The sequence below is a fragment of the Schinkia acidoalkalinis genome (assembly GCF_054301215.1).
Genome location: NZ_CP182573.1, coordinates 3,162,708 through 3,184,283, shown reverse-complemented (window position 1 = coordinate 3,184,283; position 21,576 = coordinate 3,162,708). Strand labels below are relative to the sequence as shown.

At 39.0% G+C, this 21,576-nt stretch carries 19 protein-coding genes and 1 other annotated feature; of the genes, 6 read left to right on the top strand and 13 right to left on the bottom strand.

Going from position 1 to position 21,576, the window contains the following annotated elements:
• Window positions 1-11: 11 nt before the first annotated feature.
• The 3 genes from ACNQFZ_RS16025 (at window position 12) to mntR (ending at window position 2,625) form a co-directional block, all read left to right on the top strand.
• On the top strand, window positions 12-692 hold the full coding sequence (locus tag ACNQFZ_RS16025; RefSeq protein ID WP_458412325.1) for a FeoB small GTPase domain-containing protein: 681 nt from the start codon (window positions 12-14) through the stop codon (window positions 690-692).
• Window positions 689-2,086 (top strand): nucleoside recognition domain-containing protein, encoded by a 1,398-nt coding sequence (locus ACNQFZ_RS16020; protein WP_458412324.1) that lies wholly within the window; start codon window positions 689-691, stop codon window positions 2,084-2,086. The genes ACNQFZ_RS16025 and ACNQFZ_RS16020 overlap by 4 nt, the downstream gene beginning before the upstream one ends.
• 116 nt (window positions 2,087-2,202) lie before the next feature.
• Window positions 2,203-2,625, top strand: a complete 423-nt coding sequence (gene mntR, locus ACNQFZ_RS16015; protein WP_458412323.1) for a transcriptional regulator MntR — start codon at window positions 2,203-2,205, stop codon at window positions 2,623-2,625.
• A gap of 41 nt (window positions 2,626-2,666) precedes the next feature.
• Here mntR and ytaF read toward each other — a convergent pair whose 3' ends face one another.
• The gene (gene ytaF, locus ACNQFZ_RS16010) at window positions 2,667-3,299 is read right to left on the bottom strand and encodes a sporulation membrane protein YtaF (RefSeq protein WP_458412322.1); all 633 of its coding nucleotides are present in this window, start codon (window positions 3,297-3,299) and stop codon (window positions 2,667-2,669) included.
• Between the two features lie 172 nt (window positions 3,300-3,471).
• A complete protein-coding gene (locus ACNQFZ_RS16005; RefSeq protein ID WP_458412321.1) occupies window positions 3,472-6,117 on the bottom strand; it encodes a valine--tRNA ligase in 2,646 nt (881 codons plus the stop codon).
• Between the two features lie 69 nt (window positions 6,118-6,186).
• Window positions 6,187-6,510 (bottom strand) — a binding site (T-box leader).
• Between the two features lie 304 nt (window positions 6,511-6,814).
• Between ACNQFZ_RS16005 and ACNQFZ_RS16000 the strand changes: the two genes are divergently transcribed.
• A complete protein-coding gene (locus ACNQFZ_RS16000) occupies window positions 6,815-7,720 on the top strand; it encodes a nuclease-related domain-containing protein (RefSeq protein ID WP_458412320.1) in 906 nt (301 codons plus the stop codon).
• A gap of 138 nt (window positions 7,721-7,858) precedes the next feature.
• Here the strand turns inward: ACNQFZ_RS16000 and ACNQFZ_RS15995 are convergent, their stop codons facing one another.
• Window positions 7,859-8,104, bottom strand: a complete 246-nt coding sequence (locus ACNQFZ_RS15995) for a hypothetical protein (protein WP_458412319.1) — start codon at window positions 8,102-8,104, stop codon at window positions 7,859-7,861.
• A gap of 86 nt (window positions 8,105-8,190) precedes the next feature.
• On the opposite strand from ACNQFZ_RS15995, the gene ACNQFZ_RS15990 reads away from it, so the two are divergent.
• Window positions 8,191-8,379 (top strand): hypothetical protein, encoded by a 189-nt coding sequence (locus tag ACNQFZ_RS15990; RefSeq protein WP_458412318.1) that lies wholly within the window; start codon window positions 8,191-8,193, stop codon window positions 8,377-8,379.
• A gap of 162 nt (window positions 8,380-8,541) precedes the next feature.
• On the opposite strand, the gene ysxE is transcribed toward ACNQFZ_RS15990, so the two are convergent.
• From ysxE to hemA, 8 genes are all read right to left on the bottom strand, one after another.
• Entirely contained in the window at window positions 8,542-9,627 is a 1,086-nt protein-coding gene (ysxE, locus tag ACNQFZ_RS15985; RefSeq protein WP_458412317.1) for a spore coat protein YsxE, read from the bottom strand.
• 74 nt (window positions 9,628-9,701) lie between these two features.
• Complete coding sequence (gene spoVID / locus ACNQFZ_RS15980; RefSeq protein ID WP_458412316.1) at window positions 9,702-11,045, bottom strand: stage VI sporulation protein D; 1,344 nt, start codon at window positions 11,043-11,045, stop codon at window positions 9,702-9,704.
• 198 nt (window positions 11,046-11,243) lie between these two features.
• Entirely contained in the window at window positions 11,244-12,530 is a 1,287-nt protein-coding gene (gene hemL, locus ACNQFZ_RS15975) for a glutamate-1-semialdehyde 2,1-aminomutase (protein ID WP_458415411.1), read from the bottom strand.
• 10 nt (window positions 12,531-12,540) lie between these two features.
• Entirely contained in the window at window positions 12,541-13,524 is a 984-nt protein-coding gene (hemB, locus tag ACNQFZ_RS15970; RefSeq protein ID WP_458412315.1) for a porphobilinogen synthase, read from the bottom strand.
• Window positions 13,525-13,551: 27 nt separating this feature from the next.
• Complete coding sequence (locus ACNQFZ_RS15965; protein WP_458412314.1) at window positions 13,552-14,331, bottom strand: uroporphyrinogen-III synthase; 780 nt, start codon at window positions 14,329-14,331, stop codon at window positions 13,552-13,554.
• Window positions 14,331-15,269 (bottom strand): hydroxymethylbilane synthase, encoded by a 939-nt coding sequence (gene hemC, locus ACNQFZ_RS15960; protein ID WP_458412313.1) that lies wholly within the window; start codon window positions 15,267-15,269, stop codon window positions 14,331-14,333. The genes ACNQFZ_RS15965 and hemC overlap by 1 nt, the downstream gene beginning before the upstream one ends.
• Window positions 15,270-15,330: 61 nt before the next feature.
• Window positions 15,331-16,164 carry a cytochrome c biogenesis protein gene (locus ACNQFZ_RS15955; RefSeq protein WP_458412312.1) on the bottom strand — a complete coding sequence of 278 codons (834 nt, stop codon included), beginning with the start codon at window positions 16,162-16,164 and terminating at the stop codon, window positions 15,331-15,333.
• A gap of 40 nt (window positions 16,165-16,204) precedes the next feature.
• Entirely contained in the window at window positions 16,205-17,566 is a 1,362-nt protein-coding gene (gene hemA / locus ACNQFZ_RS15950; RefSeq protein WP_458412311.1) for a glutamyl-tRNA reductase, read from the bottom strand.
• Between the two features lie 291 nt (window positions 17,567-17,857).
• Here hemA and ACNQFZ_RS15945 point away from each other — a divergent pair, with 291 nt between their 5' ends.
• Window positions 17,858-18,325, top strand: coding sequence for a LiaI-LiaF-like domain-containing protein (locus ACNQFZ_RS15945; protein WP_458412310.1), 468 nt, complete (start codon window positions 17,858-17,860; stop codon window positions 18,323-18,325).
• Window positions 18,326-18,421: 96 nt separating this feature from the next.
• Here ACNQFZ_RS15945 and yihA read toward each other — a convergent pair whose 3' ends face one another.
• Window positions 18,422-19,006 carry a ribosome biogenesis GTP-binding protein YihA/YsxC gene (gene yihA, locus ACNQFZ_RS15940; RefSeq protein WP_458412309.1) on the bottom strand — a complete coding sequence of 195 codons (585 nt, stop codon included), beginning with the start codon at window positions 19,004-19,006 and terminating at the stop codon, window positions 18,422-18,424.
• Complete coding sequence (gene lon, locus ACNQFZ_RS15935; RefSeq protein ID WP_458412308.1) at window positions 19,003-21,327, bottom strand: endopeptidase La; 2,325 nt, start codon at window positions 21,325-21,327, stop codon at window positions 19,003-19,005. The genes yihA and lon overlap by 4 nt, the downstream gene beginning before the upstream one ends.
• Window positions 21,328-21,576: the final 249 nt, after the last annotated feature.

Here is a 21,576-nt window from a genome sequence, read left to right as displayed (position 1 = left end):
GGGATATCATCATGAACACATACAGAATTGCTTTAGCCGGCAATCCAAACACCGGGAAGAGCACTCTTTTTAACGCCCTGACTGGCTTAAAACAGCATACAGGAAATTGGGCAGGTAAAACCGTTGAAATGGCTGAAGGATCCTTTCAATTTTTAAATGAAACATACCAAATCATCGACCTGCCTGGTACTTATTCTTTGTATTCCAACTCCGTGGATGAGGAGGTCGCAAGGGATTATATTCTTTTTGAAAATCCAGATGTAACCTTAGTCGTTGTTGATGCAACTGCATTAGAGCGGAATTTAAATCTTGCCCTTCAAGTTTTGGAAATGACTGATAAGGTAATTGTTTGCGTTAATTTAATTGATGAAGCGGAAAAAAAGGGTGTTTTCATTAACGAAACAGGGTTGTCAAAACAACTAAAGGTACCGGTTGTAAAGATTTCTGCAAGAAACAAAAAAGGATTCAATCATTTATTTAAAACAATCCACGACCTTGTCCATGGGGAGATTAGTACAACTATTTATAAAATTAATTATTCACCTGAATTGGAAAAGAAGATCGCTGAACTGGAGCCCTATATTAAAAGATTAGTAGGCAATCGCTTGCCATCACGTTGGCTTACTTTACGGCTTTTGGATGGAGACAAAGGGTTAGTGGATCGCTTAACAGAAAGGTTGGGGACAATATGAGGGGGCAGCTGCCATTACCGCACCATTCCTTGGCTGACATTGCGAAATATGCTTCAACAATAGTGAACGAAGAAATACGTGATGAAATTGTCGAAAACATATATAAAGAAAGCTCCGCAATCTGTAAAAATGTCGTGTCCTATAAAGACAAAGAAAAATGGAAAACAGAAAAGATTGATGCGGTTTTAACATCACGAATTTTTGGATTTCCGATTATGTTTCTTATGCTCGGCTTCGTTTTTTGGATTACAATTGCCGGAGCCAATGTTCCATCAGAAATGATTGCCAATGGATTTGGCTGGATTGAGGGGTTACTAACTCAATTTTTCAAGTTGATTCATGCGCCAAATTGGCTGCATGGTGTCTTAGTACTAGGGTTTTTCCGTGGAACTGCATGGGTGGTAAGCGTGATGCTACCGCCAATGGCGATTTTCTTTCCGCTATTTGCACTTTTAGAGAATTATGGTTATTTGCCACGGGTAGCTTTTAATCTTGACCGCCTTTTCAAGGGTGTTGGCGCCCATGGGAAGCAAGGGTTGACTATGGCGATGGGATTTGGCTGTAATGCTGCAGCCATTATGGCCACAAGAATTATTGAGTCTCCCCGTGAGAGAATGTTGGCGATTTTAACGAACAATTTTGTACCGTGTAATGGTCGTTGGCCAACATTAATTTTAGTTGCTTCTTTATATATGGCATCAAGCTTCAGCGGTGGAATGGCAACCCTCGTAACAGCAGGAACTGTTATGATTTTAGTATTAATCGGCATTGCCGTAACCTTATTTGTATCATGGCTTTTATCGAAGACATTATTAAAAGGTGTGCCTTCTCATTATACATTGGAGTTGCCGCCTTATCGCCGGCCGAAGATTTGGAACACTGTTGTCCGAGCAAGCCTTGATAAGTCCCGATATGTTTTAAAAAGGGCCATCATCGTTGCTGCTCCAGCTTCCATTATTACGTGGGTGTTAGCTAATATCTATATTGGCGATAGCTCCATCCTTATGTATTTTGTTAGTTTTCTTGATCCTTTTGCAAGAATGCTAGGTTTAGATGGATTTATTCTAGCCGCCTTTATACTTGGATTGCCCGCAAATGAAATCGTCGTACCGATTCTTTTAATGGGGTATTTATCACAAGGGGCTTTACTAAATATTGAAAGTCTGTCTGAGGTGAAACAAATTTTTATCAACCAAGGCTGGACATGGTTAACAGCTTTAAATATGATGCTATTTTCACTTTTGCATTACCCATGTGGAACGACTTTACTTAATATTTACAAAGAAACTAAGAGTAAGAAATGGACTTTTCTCGCGTTTCTTATCCCAACTACGATTGCTATACTAGTAACATTTATCATCGCAGCGACGGTTAGGGCATTAGGGTTGGTGTAGATTTTTGAATTGGGTTAGATCCAGATGGATGTGTTATTTTCCCACAATTTATTGTAGTACCGATTGTCTTCCTATATAATAAAAGTTGCACTGACTTTTTTGAAGGTGGTATTCGTATGCCAACACCGAGTATGGAAGACTATTTGGAACAAATATATTTATTAATAGACCAAAAGGGATATGCGAGAGTGTCAGATATTGCGGAGAATTTATCCGTTCAACCCTCTTCTGTTACGAAAATGGTTCAAAAATTAGATAAAGACGATTATCTTATATATGAAAAGTATCGGGGCATCGTTCTCACACCAAAGGGGAAAAAAATTGGGCAACGTTTATTATATCGGCATGAATTGTTGGAACAATTTTTGGAGCTCATCGGGGTGAAAAAGGAGAATATCTATAATGATGTCGAAGGAATTGAACACCATCTTAGTTGGGACTCGATTGACAGAATCGTCGACTTAGTTCAATATCTTGAAAATAATAAAAAGGAATATGATCGCTTTTTAGAAGAGATCAATAAAATTGAAAAGAATTAAAAAAAGCAAATCTCATGTTAGACTTGAGATTTGCTTTTTTTTTACATCTTAAGGATACCGATTAAAATAAGGAGCACACCCGGAAGAAAGGTGATTTTTCCGATCCAGCTAATATTTCTAAAAAATTCTCCTATCTTAATTCCTGCAATTAAAAATAGAGCAGATGCGACAGAAATAAATAAAGCACACAAAACTGGCGGTAAATCGATTAATGCTGCACCGATACCTGCACCAAAGGAATCGATAGATAGTGCAAAACCTAAAATAAAAGCCTCAATTCCCTTGATGGTCCCTGATTGATCCAGGTCCGCAACCATCGGCTTTCTCAATACCTTGATGATAATGCCCAATGACTTTATTTCAAAGTCAACAAGAATTTCTTTTTCTGGTTTTCCTTCTTTTTTTCCAGTAGTAAAAAATTGAACTAACAGCCATATGCCAATTGCAATTAGAATACAGCCCCCCAATATTTCTGCTGCCTTAGCGGAAAGAAAAGCCTCAATCCCTGTTCCAATTCCCATCGCCACTAAAAGAACTGTAAATGTGCATATGGCTATAACTATTATTGATTTTAACGGTATTGAAACCCTTCTTATCCCATAGGTAAGGCCGACACTAAAACTGTCAAGACTAACAGCAAACCCCAAAATCAGTAAAGTTAGGAGGTGGCCCATTTATCTTCTCCTTTCAAGATACTTAACACATCGTATGAAAGAAGTGCTTGCCTATTGTTAACTAACTATTAGAAATGCATTAAAATCATTATTTGCCTACAAAAATAAAACAGCAAATCCACCGGGGATTTGCTGTTTGGGACAAGGGGACAGGTTTCGTGTCCCACATTGCTTAACCTCTTAATTCTTGAATGCGTGCTTCCACTGTTGCCCGCTTTTCAAGGTAATCTTGTTCTTTTTTGCGCTCTTCTTCAACGACATTGGCAGGAGCTTTAGATACGAATTTCTCATTGCCTAATTTCTTCTGAACGCGATCAACTTCAGCATTTAGTTTTTCTAATTCTTTTTCAAGACGGGCAATTTCTTCATCGAGATTTATTAAGCCTTCAAGTGGTAGAGATAATTCTGCACCAGTTACTACAGCAGTCATCGCCTTTTCGTCTGCTGTGATTTCCGTTGCAATTGTTAACTCACTCGGGTTACAGAAACGAACGATATAATCGCGATTGTTTTCTAAGCTTGCTAAAATATCAGCGGTTTTCGCTTTAATATTCAGCTTAATTTGCTTACTTAATGGTGTATTTACTTCAGCGCGAATATTACGTACAGAACGGATAATATCCACCAATAGCTTCATTTCGTCAGCCGCTGCATGGTCTGTAAGCTCAGCACGAACTTCAGGCCATTTTGCAACTGTGATGGACTCGCCTTCATGTGGAAGTGCCTGCCAAATTTCCTCGGTAATAAACGGCATGAATGGGTGCAACAGACGCATCGTATTGTCTAACACATAAGCTAATACTGAACGTGTTGTCTTTTTCGCAGCTTCATCTTCACCGTATAATGGAAGCTTCGCCATTTCAATATACCAGTCACAAACATCATCCCAGATGAAGTTATAAAGAACACGGCCCACTTCACCGAATTCATATTTATCAGCCATTTTTGTTACAGATTCAATCGTTTCGTTTAAGCGTGTTAAAATCCACTTGTCTGCAACTGATTTTTCTCCTGATAGATCAAGCTCTTCATATTTCATGCCATTCATGTTCATGAGGGCAAAGCGGGATGCATTCCAAATCTTATTGGCAAAATTCCATGTGGATTCAACTTTTTCCCAAACAAAGCGCAAATCTTGACCCGGTGAGCTTCCTGTTGCTAAGAAGTAGCGTAATGAATCGGCACCATATTTTTCAATAACATCCATTGGGTCAACACCGTTGCCAAGTGATTTACTCATTTTACGACCTTCAGCATCGCGAACAAGTCCATGAATAAGCACATCCTTGAATGGACGTTTTTCAGTAAATTCAAGTCCTTGGAAAATCATTCTTGATACCCAGAAGAAAATGATATCATAGCCTGTTACTAAACAATCAGTCGGATAATAACGTTTGAAATCATCAGCATTTTCATCTGGCCAGCCTAATGTTGAAAATGGCCATAACGCTGAGCTGAACCATGTATCTAAAACGTCTTCATCTTGATTCCAATTTTCCGCATCTGCCGGAGCTTCGTGGCCAACATAAATTTCGCCTGTTTCTTTATGATACCAAGCAGGAATACGGTGGCCCCACCATAGCTGACGGGAAATACACCAATCGCGGATATTTTCCAACCAATGCAAGTATGTTTTTTCAAATCTTTCTGGCACAAAGTTTACTTTGCCTTCTCCTTGTTGTTGAAGTTCAACCGCCGCATCCGCAAGTGGCTGCATTTTTACAAACCATTGTGTGGAAAGGTATGGCTCCACAACTGCACCACTGCGCTCAGAGTGGCCAACGGAGTGAAGATGGTCTTCAATTTTAAAAAGCACGCCTTGTTCTTGAAGATCCTTCACGATTTGTTTGCGGCATTCAAAGCGGTCTAAGCCTTGATACTTGCCGGCATTTTCATTCATTGTGCCATCTTCATTCATAACTAAAATGCGTTCTAAGTTATGGCGGTTACCAACTTCAAAGTCATTCGGATCATGGGCAGGCGTAATTTTTACAGCACCTGATCCAAATTCGATATCCACATACTCATCAGCTACAATTGGAATTTCACGGCCAACGATTGGCAGCTTCACCATTTTGCCAATTAAGTGCTGATATCTTTCATCTTTAGGATGAACGGCAACTGCTGTATCACCAAGCATCGTCTCAGGGCGTGTTGTAGCAACTTCAATAGAGCCTGTGCCATCAGCTAACGGATAGTTCATATGGTAAAAAGCACCTTGAACATCTTTGTAAATAACCTCGATGTCGGAAAGGGCTGTTTTTGTTTGTGGGTCCCAGTTAATAATGTATTCGCCGCGGTAGATGAGGCCTTTTTCATAAAGCTTTACAAATACCTCGCGAACAGCCTTTGAAAGGCCTTCGTCTAATGTAAAACGCTCCCGGCTGTAATCAAGTCCAAGACCAAGTTTAGACCATTGGGTGCGGATAAAGCTTGCGTATTCCTCTTTCCATTCCCAAGATTTTTCAAGGAACTTCTCACGACCTAGGTCATAGCGTGATTTGCCTTCTTCACGAAGCTTTGCTTCCACCTTCGCTTGGGTAGCAATCCCGGCATGGTCCATCCCTGGCAGCCATAATACATCATAGCCCTGCATTCTTTTCATTCTTGTCAGGATATCTTGTAATGTTGTATCCCAAGCATGGCCAAGATGCAGCTTTCCTGTTACATTTGGCGGCGGAATAACGATTGTGTATGGCTCTTTTCCTGAGTCAGGGGCGGCTTCAAAGAATTTTCCTTTTAGCCACCACTCATAACGGTTTTCTTCAACAGCTTGCGGATCATATTTTGTAGGTAAATTAATCTCTTGTGTACTCATTAAAACTCCTCCTATTTTGAAGTTATGTATTTGCTTTTTTTAGAAAATAAAAAAACTCCCTCCATCCAATAAAAGGACGAAAGAAGCTATTCTTCGTGGTACCACCTTTTTTCATTGAATTTGACCAGGATTACTTTGGAAAGTAATCAATGGACTGCCTATAGATGAATGGCAAGGCTAGTCGCATTTAGCCAATATGTCAATGCACTCAAACAGATAACGGACTGTAACCGGCTTTTCCTACTATACACATGTTATGCCTACTTGGTATAAATTTTTCAGAAAAGCTGCTAAAGGGCTACCTTCCTACGCTACATCCTAAGAGATCTCCCAGCGTATCAATCTCTCTCTCTGAAGGGTTCACGAAGTACTCTTCCCTGTCATCGCATTTATCAAACTATTGCTTATCAATATGTTGTCTGCATTTATTTAGTGAATTGTCCATCATTCCCGATTTTTCATTCACTTAATATATATTAACTGTAAAAAATTCAAATCGTCAACATTATCCCCAATTTTTTTCGAATACATACTGAATACGCTGGACAGGAAGGATGAAAATGTAGAAAAATGTAATTTTATTACGAAATTTATTGATAATATTTTGATAATTCAATATACTACCAATAACACTATATCCATTTCTTTGTATCTCTAAACTAATTTTGATAAATACGAGGCAGGAGGAATGTTGTGCATGACTATTTTAAAACCCCGCTATAAATCTGAGGAGTTAACACTATTAAGCTATTTATATAATCGGATAACTTTTCCGGATGAAGAAGTGAAGCATTATTTAAAACTTGAAAAAGGCTTCGAAGGTGAGCAATTATTCGACAAGTGGCTGGAGCAATTTTCTCATGACCGCTTCATTCTAAATGATTTACTATTTGAGGTAAATAATACCACCTTCCAAATTGACACATTGCTCATTACTCAAGAAACCCTCTATCAATTTGAAGTAAAAAATTACGAAGGTGATTTTTACGTAGATGGCGAAAATTGGTTTGCAAATTCAGGTAAAGAAATAAAAAATCCATTACTACAATTGCTTCGAAGTGAATCCTTACTAAGGCAACTCATCCAAAACCTCGGCATTAACATTACAATTAAATCTTACCTAGTCTTCATGAATCCTGAATTTCACCTATATCAAGCCCCACGCAACCTACCTATTATTTTTCCAACACAACTGAATCGCTTTATGGAAAAACTAAATAAAAATCAATCAAAATTAAATGGACGCCACAAAAAACTCGCTGAACAATTACTTTCTAAACATATAATCGAATCCCCGTATAAACGTTTACCTAAATATGAATATGCTGAATTGGTTAAAGGCATTGTTTGTCCAAACTGCCAATCGTTTTTGGATGCAACATTAACTTGTGCTAACTGCGAATACAATGAGGATACTACTTCCGCTATTTTAAGAAGTGCGAAAGAATTTAACATGCTTTTTCCAGATAAAAAGATTACTACTAATTCTATTTATGAGTGGTGTAATAAAAACAAGTCTAAGAGAACGATCCTAAGGATTCTTTCAAACAACTTTCAGTACGTGGGCTATGGTAAATCAGGGTATTATATTATTACAACTTAATATACTCCTGAATCATGATATCCGTATTAGGACAAGATGTAGCGGCTTGGCATTTTCTTGGCTTCATTTTGTCTTTTTAAAGACAAACCGGGGCCTATTTGTCCACATTTTGCCGTTTTAAAGACAATCTAGGTCAGCCTACTCTCTTTCTTGTCCGCATTTTGCCGTTTTGAAGACAAGCTTGGCTGGCATCTGCTCCTTCTTGTCCGCATTTTGCCATTTTGATGACAAGCTGGGGTGACACCCACTCCATCTTGTCTGCATTTTACCGTTTTGAAGACAAACCTGGGCGTACCTACTCTCATTCTTGTCAGCCTTGGTACCAATATAACTATAACCAAGCACAGCAAAAATTTTTACAAAAAAAAATAGATTTTCAATCACTCTATAACACTTTGAATCATATGATAATATTAAAAATATTTTCCGAGTCGTCTTTGATTTATTTTATAAATGAAAGGAGTACGAACATGAGCAGATTCTATCGGTTTCGTCTCCCCCCATGGGCACGTAATTTTCTACTAGTATTGGAGCAAATTACATTGCCGCTTGTCATTTTCCAAGCAATCCGAACGCTAATCTTTCCTACAACATTTGACGTTATTTTACTTTCCTTATTAGTACTGGCAGCAGTTGCTTTTTATTTAGAGTGGATATAATAAGGGCTGACCCTGCAAATGTGGGGTCAGCCCTTACTTATGTTTCTCACGCAGTCCTTTATGATATCACCTTCTGGGTCGTACCACACTCCATTGAATTTTGGTTCTACCCCTCTTCTGCAGGCACACCCCCCATACGGTAACTGCCACTGAGTGTAGGAGTTATGCCTGCTCCATAGGACCCTGGCTATTTTCTTCTGCCTTTGCAACTGCTTCAGATTCAGTATCATTGGTGGTATTGTATTCTTGCTGCGTGGCTTCATTTACTTGGCTAACGAGCGTTTGGGCTGCTTGCATTTTCCAAATGGAGCGCTGAAGTGTTGCTGTCATTTTTATTTCGGACAAGGAAGAATGGCTTTGATAGCGTTGAATGATTTGATTGATATTCTCTGTTTGGGTTAAATAGTAAAATAATAATAATTTTTCATCTTCCATTAAATGATTATTGCGATTATATTGCATATAAAGATTTGGGCCTAGCTTCGCTTTTTGTGGGTAATGGTAAAATAGCTTCTTAAAAAAGTCGTGTAGATCATAAATTGGAGATGCAGTATAGGTTCGTTCAAAGTTTATAAGATAGCTATGGCCGCTTTCATCATATAACAAATGGCCTGGAGATAAATTTCCATGGCAGATTGCCACGCGGTCTTGCTTTTTTTCTTTAACAGCCTCAAACCAGTTCTCTAGATGCCGTAATGCCTCGTCTTCCATTCGTATGAGTTGCATAAAATACGTGCAAAATAGGAGTTCAAAAGGAGACATATATATTTTTCTTTCACATTTTTCAATAAAGCGTTCATAATCAAGTTTACGTTTATCAATTTTGATCTTAGATTTATCAAAAAAGTGCTGAAAATTAGATTGGTTTGCCGGCCCTTTTACCTCGGTTAAAGCATGAAGTCTGGCAGCTTCTTTCAATATGTCTCCATAGCTGTCCTCGTACCTCGCTTGGTTGTTTTCAATCCATGGCATTACATAATATTCCTTGTGATTATACCTAATAAGATAGTTTCCTTTTATTGTTTGATAAATCGGGATTACATGCCTATAGCCTTTCCCATGTAGGCTTTGTATCGTATTCATAAACTGAGTGCGCTGCTCTTCATTGAATTGCACCTGCTTTAATGCAAATATACCATTTTTGGTATATACTTTTTTTATTTTTCCAAAATCCTCGACATAATCTGGAATAATCTTATACCTTTTTAATATCCTCATATACGGTTGAATAGCTTGCTGTTGCAACATGAATCACCTCGCAGGATATCCCCTGAATAAGAGCTTTTTATTTAGAAAAAGAAAGGCTCCCCTATGGAAGCCTATTACTTTTCAACACCGGCATATTCAGGGATATAAAGAATCTGACCCTCTTTTATGACATCATCATTTAAACCATTTAGACGGATGATTTGATTTGCCGTAATGTCATAGGATTCAGCTATTGTCCCCAATGTTTCACCGCTTTGGACAATGCGAAGCCGTAATTTTGAAAAGTCCTCTTCCCCCTCAGCTGAAAGCATTTTTGTTAAATACAATGCATTTTCAGATCGTTTTAAGCGCTTAGGGGATTCCGCACGTGTTTCATCTTCTTCGACATATTCTCTTGTACCCGAAGTATTATACATGGTTTGTTGAGGTGAATATAAGCTTTTGGGATTCCAGCCTTGTTCTGCTAACTCAGAACGCCCTTTCATGCCTATGTTCGGAGAAAGCACCTTGTTGGAAACAATGTTAACCGGTACCTCTATTTCCGCTTCAGCCTCCTCTTCAGCTTCTGATACATCTAGTCGATTCGCAAATACAGCATGGTTCCCTGAGTATTCTTCTTTGTCTATGAAAGCCTCATCTTCAAAGGCGACCAAATTGTCCTCTGCCCGATTACTGATAGCAGTACCTTCACCATCTTCAGCAATGACATTCCTATTCAATACCTCAAGGTCTTCTTCCTCTACACTATTCGGATCCTTTCGAACCTCGGTTTGGAAGGATGGAAACTTATCCTCTTCCAATTTACCTTGACCCATCGTTGTTCTGTTTAGTGTATCAAACACACTTTGTCTTAGTGCAGCAAATTTTTCTTCTATATTGTCATTGTCCTCTTGATCATTGCTCGAGCCGCTAAGTGCTTGTTGTTCTTCTACAACAATATCTTCGTTTATAGCTGGTTGTCTCTCTTGCATTTGCTCCAGCTCTGCTGCTTGCTTACGAGCAGCCATTGAAGATTCTTTTTCATTTACAATGCCGCTGATACAAAGGTCAGCTTTCAATTCCAATCTGCCACGCTCAGGAATTTCATAATCAAATGCTTCTATCAGTACATATACATCCTCAAGACTGCGAATCCGATTGGTTGGAATCGTTATATCGATTGGGAAACGGTGCTTCATACTTTGAGTACCGCTCTCATTTACGACAACCTCATCGACTGTTCTATATATGGATGTATCACGAAGTGAAAAAATATCTAGATCTTCTTCTACAACAAGTGGATGATATTCCCCTGACAGAACTAATGACCCTCGTATTGAAATATAATCATCATGTTCCTGAACTGAAATTTCAGGATCTAATGACATCGCAAGTAAATCAGATACTTCCTGTCCTTTTTTAAACCATACAGATTCTTCTACTGTAAAACGAATAGAAGATGTTTGATTAGATGTCAATGAACTTCCTCCCCCTTCTTATTTAGAGGCTCTTCAAAAAGTAGCATCACCTTTCGAATCCATAAATTTACTATGACATTACAGATTTATGTGCGGATAGGTTTATTTATGCAAATAAATTTTGAAAATAAAAAAACCCCCACTTCCTCAAATATATGAGGAAGTAAGGGCTCTGTTTCTAATTTATTGGAAAACTATTTATTTTAATTTCGCAAAAGTCTCTTCAACTGCAGCAATTGTTTTTTCAATATCTTCATCTGTATGGGCAGTAGATAGAAAATAGGCTTCAAATTGTGAAGGTGGTAAAAATACACCTTGTTCAATCATTTCACGGTAATAATTCGCAAAAAGATCCAAATCAGCGCTCTTCGCTGTCTCAAAGTTCACAACCTTCTCGTTGGTAAAGAAGAAGCCCATCATTGCTCCGACACTATCGCAATAATGTGGAATATCATATTTCTCAGCAGCACGTCTCATACCTTCTAGGAGGCGATCTACCTTTTTCGTAAACTCATCATAGATTTCCGGCGTTAAACGTGACAAGGTTTCATACCCGGCTGTCATGGCCAGTGGGTTACCTGATAAGGTACCAGCTTGATAAATAGGGCCGCTTGGAGCAATTTGATTCATAATCTCAGCCTTACCGCCAAATGCTCCAACAGGAAGACCACCTCCGATTACTTTACCTAGGGTAGTTAAATCTGGAGCAACACCGAAATGTCCTTGGGCACAATTGTAGCCAACACGGAAGCCTGTCATAACCTCATCAAAAATTAAAAGAGCACCGTATTCAGTAGTAACTTCTCGAAGTCCCTCTAAAAATCCAGGAAGCGGCTTCACAAATCCCATATTTCCGGCCACAGGTTCAACAATGATGGCAGCGATATCTTTGCCATATTGTTCAAATACCTTACGAACACTATCAAGATCATTATAAGGCACTGTAATCGTATTTTTCGCAATGGATTCCGGTACCCCTGGACTATCTGGCAATCCTAACGTCGCCACTCCTGATCCTGCTTTAATTAACAAAGAATCCCCATGGCCGTGGTAGCAGCCTTCAAATTTCATAATCAAATTACGGCCGGTAAAACCACGGGCAAGGCGAAGGGCACTCATGGTAGCCTCCGTACCTGAGTTCACCATGCGCACAACTTCAATTGATGGTACACGCTCAATCACAAGCTGAGCTAACTTAGTCTCAAGTTCCGTTGGTGCACCAAAGCTAGTTCCGTTCTCTGCCACTTTTTTTAACGCCTCGATGATTTCATCATGAGCATGTCCTAGAATGAGGGGACCCCATGATAATACATAATCAATATATTCATTTCCATCAATATCATATAATTTGGAGCCTTTGCCGCGCTCCATAAAAATCGGATCCATGTGCACAGATTTAAAAGCACGAACAGGGCTGTTTACACCGCCAGGCATAATGCGAAGTGCTTCACTGTACGCTGCTTTGGATTTCTCAAAGCTTCTCATCATATCACTCCTATTTTTCTTCATTTATCCATGTAGCTACATCTTTTGCGAAATAAGTAATAATCAGGTCAGCACCTGCACGCTTCATGCTTGTTAAAAGTTCAAGCACGATTCTTTTTTCGTCAATCCAGCCGTTTTGGGCAGCTGCTTTGACCATTGCATATTCACCGCTGACATTATAAGCAACCATTGGGGCATTAAAGCGGTCCCTCACCTCACGCATGATATCCATATAGGATAACGCCGGTTTCACGATTAAGAAATCTGCACCCTCTTCAATATCAGACTGTGCTTCGCGTAATGCTTCCAAACGATTAGCTGGGTCCATTTGATAGGTTTTGCGGTCACCAAATTGCGGTGCACTTCCAGCCGCATCACGGAATGGTCCATAAAAAGCAGAAGCATATTTTACTGCATAAGACATGATCGGAATATGCTCAAAACCTGCCTCATCTAATCCTTTGCGAATGGCTGCCACAAATCCATCCATCATATTCGATGGAGCAATGATATCTGCACCTGCTTTTGCTTGGCTGACAGCTGTTTTTGCCAATAGTTTTAAGGAAGGATCATTTAAAACTTCTCCGTTTTCAATCACGCCACAATGACCATGATCAGTAAATTCACAAAGACAAGTATCAGCAACTACGATAAGCTCAGGAAACTTTTCCTTCACTTGTCTTGTAGCTTCTTGCACAATACCGTGGTTATGATAGGCACCTGTTCCTACTTCATCTTTTTCAGCTGGAATACCGAATAAAATAATGGACGGAATTCCAAGGTCTACAACAGTTTGCACTTCTTCATCAAGATTATCTAATGATAATTGATAAACACCTGGCATCGATTTTACTTCATTTTTTATATTATTGCCTTCTATTACAAAGATTGGATAAATGAGATCTTCTTTTCGTAAATATGTTTCACGCACCATGGAGCGTATGCCCTCACTTGCACGTAGGCGGCGATGACGTTTAAAATTTAGATCATTCATTTACAATTCCTCCTATTACATTCCTTTTTATTGAGTCGTGATGGCCTCCAACAACCCAGTAATCGTATAATCCTTAGCAACTATATGCACGTTCAAACCTGCATCAAGCGCTGTTTTTTCCGTAATGGGTCCGATACAGGCAATTTGTATAGAACCCATCCATTCCTGCCAGTTTGTACCTGCCAATAGTTCAATAAAATTTGTTACCGTACTGGAGCTTGCAAACGTAATAATATCAAGGGAGCGGCTTTCTAATAAATGTAAAAGTTCGGCCTGCTTCTCGATATTTAAAACAGTTTCATAGATGACAAGGTCTTCTACCTTCATCCCGTTTTCATCTAATTTCTCAGGTAAAAGGGATCTTGCAAGATTCCCTCGCGCGAGTAATACCGACTCGCCCGCCTTAAGTTCCGTCATCATTTTCTTAAGTAAATCCTCAGCAACAAAATGCGCTGGGACAAGATCGGCTTTCATTCCTTTTTGCTCCAAGGCTTGTAGTGTCTTTTTACCGACTACAGCAATTTTGGGCCGCTTTGCTTCTGAGAAGCTAATTTTAAATTCATCAAGAAAATGAAAAAAATACTCTACACCGTTCGTACTTGTAAATACAAGCCAATCATATGTGTCTATGCTTTGCAATGCCCGTTCAACTTGGCCCATATCCTTTGGCGGTTGTATTTTTATTAAAGGAATTTCAATTGGAATCCCACCATGCTCGGCAATTTTTTCTGAAAAAGATGCCGCTTGTTCTTTCGCACGTGTAACCAAAATTCTCTTGCCTTTTAATATGCTGCTAATAGCAGGCATTATCGATCATTCTCCTCTTTCACTTGCTCAATGATGGCCTTTGCACCCTTCTCAGTTAAGCGGCGTGCCGCTTCTTCCCCAAGTGCCTTGGCATCTGTACCAAGTAACTCTTCTTTCATAATCGTGTTACCATCCGGTGAAGCAACAAGAGCAATTAATTTAATTTGCTCATCTGCCAACGCTTCTGCATAGCCGGCAATCGGTACTTGACAACCGCCTTCCATTTTGTTCAAGAAAGCTCGTTCCGCAGCTACCGCTTTGGCGGTGTTTTCATCCTGCAGTTTATGTAAAAGATCTAATAGTTCAGCATCATCTTCACGGCATTCAATCGCGAGCGCACCTTGTCCAACTGCTGGTACACTTATATCAATATCTAAGTATTCCGTTACCGTATCTTCAGACCAGCCCATCCGAATAAGACCAGCAGCAGCTAAAATAATCGCATCAAAGCCTTCAGCAGGGTCTTCTAATTTAGCTAAACGAGTATCAATATTGCCGCGAATCCATTTAATTTCCAAATCTGGGCGATAAGCGAGTAGCTGTGCACTTCTTCTTAGGCTACTTGTCCCAACAACTGCACCTTCCGGCAAATCCTTTAATTTAACGTGTCCCTTTGATATAAAAGCATCTCGATGATCTTTGCGTAATGGAATACAGCCAATTGTGAAGCCAGGCGGTAAAACGGCAGGCATATCCTTCATGCTGTGCACTGCCATATCTATTTCTTTATCTAACATAGCTTGTTCTATTTCTTTAACAAAAAGGCCTTTCCCACCAACCTTTGAAAGGGTAACGTCGAGGATTTTATCACCTTTTGTAACAATCTTTTTGACTTCAAATTCAAATGGAAGCCCAAGGCCTTTCATTTGCTCGATAAACCAGTTTGTCTGTGTTAATGCAAGCTTACTCTGTCTCGAACCTACAATAATCTTTCGCATTATGTATTTTTTACCTCCATTGAAGAATCTATATAATTAATTACGCCACTGCTGAATAAAGTTACCCATACCAAAAGTGGAAACGGGACAAACTACCGAATAAGAAAAAGTTAATTAACAGAATCAAAAATGCCGCTAGATTCCATAAGGCAATCGTTTTCCCTTGCAGCCCTTTGGTAACGCGAACATACAAATAAACACTATAAGCTAATAAAACAGTAAATGACCCTAGTGCCTTTACATCATACCATTTAAAATCATCAAGTGAAATATAAGCCCAAACAACACCTAATATTAGTGATATTAACAACAGCGGTACCCCGCTCATGTTAAAGCTAAATGAAAGCCGATCAAGCTTTGTTAAATCCCCTAAACGTCGTAATCGTTTACCCCATTTTTTTCTCTTTATCATATGATATTGAAGGACATACATCATGGAAAAAATCGCTGAGAGAGAAAAAGCGCCATATGAAATAATCGCAATGGTGATGTGGATTACTAATAATTCAGACATAAGCTGTTCGGCTAAAACGTCTGGCTTATAGTCCACAGGGGCAAATAGATGCAGGGTCATAATGATGAAACCAAGTACATTTGTAAAAAAGACAATAAAATCAATTCGAAACACTTTATTAATAATCAAAGAAAAAGAAACTAAGACCCACGCATAAAAATAAAGGCCTTCGGAAATTGTGAGGATGGGAAAACGACCCATTTCAATCATTCTGGTAATCAAGAAAATAGATTGCAAAATCCACACAATAGCAAGCAACCAGAAGGCTGTTTTATTTGCCTTCCGGTTGTTTAGTAAAAAATCTATAAAATAGCCTAATACACTACATGCATATAATATTATCGTTACATCATAAATCCAACCATAATGAAAGGTAAGCATCCCTTTGAATCCTCTCTAAGATTGTTCTTTTTAGAGGAAATTAAATATTCTTCAATGAGTAGGCCCATTGTCTTTCTCTTTCAATGGGTATGACCACTTTTTCCTGCTTTTTCTGTGCATCTATTTCCTCTTGAACATCTTCCTCTATATCAAATATCTTCATAAACAGTTTTAAAGATTCTTCCGCATTTGGCTGTGAAGCTATTTCCTTCGCGCTATTGATTGGCTCTCGAAGCAATTGGTTAATGATGCTCTTCGTATGTTTATTTAATAATCTCTTTTCACGATCAGTTAAATTAGGCATTTTTCTTTCGATACTATCCATCGTCTCAGCTTGAATGGCAAGGGCACGTTTCCGTAGAGCCGAAATGATTGGCACTACCCCCAATGTTCCAAGCCAACTTTGGAATTCAGCCATTTGTACTTCAATCATTTTGCCAATTTTCAAAGCTGCTTTTTCACGTTCTGCCAAGTTCGCATCGACAACGCCTTGAAGATCATCAATATCATATAAGAACACATTTTCAAGTTCATCAAGTGCTGGGTCAAGGTCACGCGGTACAGCAATATCAACCATAAATAACGGGCGGCCTTTTCTTCTTTTCTCAACCTTGGCCATCATTTCTTTCGTAATGACAAAATCCTTTGAGCCAGTTGAACTAATTAAAATATCAGCATCAACTAGAGCCTGATTCAAATTCTCCATGGACTCTGCCTGGCCATGAAAACGATTTGCCAGTTCAACCGCCTTTTCGTATGTGCGGTTAATTACAGTTATATTAATAGCACCACTGCCATGAAGATTAATAGCCGCCAGTTCACCCATTTTACCAGCGCCAACAATAACAACATGTTTATTTTCTAGATGTCCAAATATTTTCTTCGCAAGCTCCACTGCAGCATAACTTACTGAGACAGCATTTTCACCGATTTCTGTTTCGTTATGTGCCCTTTTCGCAAGCGTAATGGCTTGTTTAAAAAGTTCATTAAAAATGGTGCCTGTTGTTTTCATTTCTTGAGCTAGTAAGAAGCTGTCACGAACTTGTCCAAGAATTTGTGTTTCACCTAATACCATTGAATCTAAACCGCATACAACACGGAAAAGATGGTCTATCGCTTCATCATTTTCATATATAGATAAGTATGGGGCGAATTCATCAATTTCACATTTAAACCAGTCCGCCAAAAAGGCCATAATATAGTACCGGCCCGTATGAATTTGCTCAACTACTGCATAAATTTCTGTTCGGTTACAAGTAGAAATAATGACATCTTCTAAAATACTTTTTTGCGCTCTAAGCTTCTTATGAGCTTCTTGAATCGTAGAAGAATCAAATGTTAATTTTTCTCTAATTTCCACTGGGGCCGTTTTATAATTCAAACCAACTTTTAGAACGTACATTTACTACTCCACCCCGCAATTAAAATCAATCAAGTCAGTGTAGGTATTTGTCGAAAAAATTCCAATACAACTATAATAACACATAAATTATGATTTTTTACTAAAAATTTATGAACAGTATATGAAAGCATTATGATATCATTAATTCATCTTCAATAGGTAAATGAATCCAAAAGCAAAATATCGACATATTCATAGTTCTAAATTTATCTTATCAAAAATAAACAGGATTAATCAAGTGCGGGACGGGGGGACAGGCACCTTGTCCCAAGGAGTGTGTAATTTTCTATTATGAAAAGACAAGGCTTTTTTCTTGGTGTGATTTTAATAGGTTTGGGCGTTTACTTCCTTATGGACCAATTAAACATACCCGTTATGCATAAGCTTTTTACATGGCCAACATTACTATTAATTATTGGTATTGCTTTCCTTCTACAAGTTTATGTTGCCCATGATCGGCAAAGTATATTTCCAGGAGTCATCTTAACCGGACTTGGCATTCATTTCCACGGACGGGAGCTTTTCTCTTTTTGGCCGGATCATTGGGCGATTTATACGCTCATTGTCGGTATAGCATTCATCGCCCAGCATCAAAGGATTCTAGGAATATTATTAGTAGTGATTTCGCTTTTAGGGTTATTTTATGATGGCGTGATTGGTTGGCTTTCGTATATTAGTGAAGCAGTAGGGTGGTTAGTTCATTTTTGGCCGGTATTATTGATTCTTCTCGGTGTTTATATCTTAGTTAAGAAAAAATAGTGGGACAGGGGGACAGGCACCTTGTCCCACATCTAATCCCAGTCCATTCTTCGGTAATAAAAACGGAGGGACAAGGTGCCTGTCCCCCTGTCCCTCTTAGTGCATAAAGTGTTGGATGGCTGCCCATGCATCATCCTTCCCCTTGCCTGTTTCTGCTGAAAAGACAATCACTGGGTCACTTTCATCAGCATCCAACGTTTCTTTTACAACTTTAAGGTGTTTTTCCCATTTTCCCTTTGGAATTTTATCAGCCTTTGTTGCAATAAGAATCACAGGGATTTCATAATGCTTGCAAAAGCTGTACATCAATTTATCATCTTCCGTTGGCTTGTGGCGGAGATCCACAATTTGAACCACCGCACGAAGCTTATCACTTGTTGTTAAATATGTTTCAATCATTTTTCCCCAAGCTTCCCGGTCCTTTTTCGAAACCTTGGCGAAACCATAGCCAGGAACATCAACAAAATAAAGCGCATCATTAATATTATAAAAATTTAGCGTTTGCGTTTTTCCTGGCTTCGAGGAAGTACGCGCCAAGTTTTTGCGGTTTAGCATTTTATTAATAAATGATGACTTTCCGACATTGGAACGTCCTGCCAACGCGAAGTTTGGCAATGGGTCATTTGGATATTGTTCAGGCTTTACTGCGCTGATCACAATCTCTGCTTTTGTTACTTTCATTTTTCCTCTCCCGCTAAAGCATGTTCTAACACTTCGTCTAAGTGCTCAACTGGTATAAACGTAAGGTCATTTCTTACACTCTCAGGAATATCCTCTAAATCCTTTTCATTTTCACTTGGTATAATGATGGTTTTTAAACCTGCACGATGGGCAGCGAGAGTCTTCTCTTTTAAACCGCCTATTGGCAGGACCCTTCCTCTAAGTGTAATTTCACCAGTCATTCCAACTTCTTTACGGACCGCCCGACCAGTTAAAGCTGACACAAGTGCAGTAGCCATCGTGATTCCCGCTGAAGGTCCATCCTTTGGAATCGCACCTTCTGGAACATGGATATGAATATCATTTTTCTCATGAAAATCCGGATCGATATTAAGTTCACTAGCTCTTGAACGGATATAACTAAACGCTGCTTGTGCCGATTCTTTCATGACATCACCGAGCTTACCGGTCAATGTCAATTTACCTTTTCCTGGTACGACAGATACCTCTATTGAGAGGGTATCACCACCCGCTGTTGTATAAGCAAGGCCTGTCGCCGCACCCACTTGGTCTTGTATTTCTGCATGACCATAACGAAATCTCGGTTTACCAAGAAATTCTTCAAGATTTTTATCTGTAATAATAATCCTCTTTCGATCTTCAGAAACGATGATTTTGGCAGCTTTTCGGCATAAATTAGCAATTTGCCGTTCTAAACCCCGTACACCTGCTTCACGAGTGTATGTACGAATCACTTTTAGTAATGCATCGTCACGAATTTGCAATTTTCCTTTTTCCAGTCCGTGTTCTTTTACTTGTTTTGGAAAAAGATGATCCTTGGCAATATGCAATTTTTCCACTTCAGTATACCCGGCAATCGAAATAACTTCCATGCGGTCTAACAACGGACCAGGGATTGTACCGATATTATTTGCCGTTGCTATAAACATAACCTTTGAAAGATCATAGGTTTCCTCAATATAATGATCACTAAAATTCGCATTTTGTTCAGGGTCCAGAACCTCCAACATGGCGGAAGAAGGATCGCCGCGAAAATCGTTGGACATTTTATCAATTTCATCAAGTAAAAATACCGGATTGATTGTTCCAGCTTTTTTCATTCCTTGAATAATTCTACCTGGCATTGCCCCTACATAAGTCCTACGATGGCCCCGAATTTCTGCCTCATCACGGACACCACCAAGAGAAACTCGGACAAAGTTCCTCCCCAATGCTCTTGAGATTGACCGCGCTAATGACGTTTTACCAACCCCTGGCGGACCAACCAAACAAAGAATTGGGCCTTTTAAAGATTTTGTCAGCTTCTGAACGGCAAGATATTCTAAAACTCGTTCTTTCACTTTTTCCAATCCATAATGGTCAGTATCCAACACTTTTTCAGCGTTATGGATATCTAAATTATCAGTCGTTTCTTTATGCCATGGCAGTGCCAGCAGCCAATCAATATAAGTACGGATGACGGAACTTTCAGCGGAACTCGCTGGTATTTTTTCAAAGCGGTCTACCTCTTTTAAGGCTGTTTCTTTTACACGGTCAGGCATCCCGGCATTTACAATTTTTTCTTTAAATGTTTCAACTTCACCGGATTTTCCTTCTTTATCCCCTAATTCCTTCTGAATCGCCTTCATTTGCTCTCGGAGGTAGTATTCCTTTTGTGTTCGTTCAATGGAACGTTTGACACGTTGACCAATTTTCTTTTCAAGATTTAGAATTTCTTTTTCATTATTAATGAAGACGATCATTTTTTCGAGACGTTCTTTTACATCCATTGTCTCTAGTATGTCTTGCTTTTCCTTTATTTTCAATGAAAGATGTGAAGCGATAATGTCAGCCATTCTTCCTGGGCCTTCAATATCGGCAACAGAAGCATAAGTTTCTGCTGTTATTTTTTTCGATAGCTTTATGTATTGTTCGAATTGGCTAAGCAAAGTTCTCATCAGTGCTCTTTCTTCAGACGTTGCTTCTTCGACCTCTTCAATCTTTTCAATTTTAACTAAGAATGCCTCATCATCTTCGATATACTGTAAAATTCTTGCTCTATTTATTCCTTCAACAAGAACACGAATGGTTCCATTCGGAAGCTTAAGCATTTGTTTCACTCTTGAAAGAGTACCTACTTCAAAAATGTCTTCTTCCGACGGGTCATTTATACCTACTTCTTTTTGAGTGGCAAGACAAATTAAGTGATCATCCACCATCGCCTTTTCAAGTGCCTGAACTGACTTTTCTCGCCCAACATCCAAATGAATTACCATCGTTGGATATACGAGTAAACCACGCAACGGAAGGAGGGGGACGATCATCTCTCTATTATTCGTCATTTTATTTTACCTCCAAAATGTCAAACTACAAACCTCTGAATCAAATGCGCCTTGGCGTATTTACGAGTTAGACCTTTGTACAATTCTATCTTATTTAGCGAACAATTGTCTATTGATAAGTCGTGACTAATGAAAAATTCAAAAAATATTTAACAAAAATGTCACCGGGATTACCATAATCTAAGGCTGCCCACTCCGGATCAGCCTCAGACAATCATGATTAAAAAGAAGAAAGAAGCATCGTTCATT